Source organism: Staphylococcus sp. EG-SA-2 (assembly GCF_017152085.1).
Map to the genome: position 1 here is coordinate 1 of NZ_JACYHC010000970.1, position 863 is coordinate 863.

Here is an 863-nt window from a genome sequence, read left to right on the forward strand (position 1 = left end):
CTCATGAATTTGATGAAAATCAAGAAGTACATCAGAACAATCAACCGGAATATTTAAAACAACAAGTTGAGAATAGTTTGAAACGTCTACAAACTGATTATATCGATTTATATTATATTCATTTTCCGGATAACAACACTCCGAAAGATCAAGCAGTTGCAGCATTACAAGAGCTTAAGGAACAAGGGAAGATTAAAGCAATTGGTGTATCAAATTTCACATTAGATCAACTTAAAGAAGCAAATAAAGATGGTTACGTTGATGTTGTACAGTTAGAATATAATTTATTGCATCGCGAAAATGAGGCAGTATTACAATATTGTGTTGATCACCAAATCACATTTATTCCATATTTCCCATTAGCATCCGGTATTTTAGCTGGAAAATATGATGAGAACACTAAATTTAGTGACCATCGTACTACACGTCGTGATTTTAAACCAGGTGTATTTGAAGAAAATGTGCGTCGCGTAAAAGCTTTGGAAAGCATAGCTGCAGCACATCAAACTTCAATTGCGAACATTGTATTAGCATTTTATTTAACGAGACCAGCTATCGATGTGATTATTCCTGGTGCAAAACGTGCAGAACAAGTCGTTGAAAATATTAAAGCTGCAGATATCGTTTTATCAGATGATGAGATTCAATATATCGATGAACTGTTTCCGATTGAAGACTAAATGAATTGTATTTAATGGTGATATATGTATCTAATTTCATCATGAATTAGCCCCGTATCACAAACGACGTTATATAAGGCATGACGAAATTTCGTCAAATTTATATAAAAGTTGTAAGCGTTTTACTATTCGGTAGGCAAAGCTTATGATAGTATAATTAGGTAACGAAAAACACAGATATTT

Annotated in this window: 1 protein-coding gene; it reads left to right on the top strand. The window is 32.9% G+C overall.

Annotation, left to right across the window (positions count from 1 at the left end; translation table 11 throughout):
- A partial coding sequence (locus IDG60_RS16750) for an aldo/keto reductase (protein ID WP_206160962.1) occupies positions 1–680 on the top strand: 680 nt, incomplete at its 5' end.
- Between the last annotated feature and the right edge of the window lie 183 nt (positions 681–863).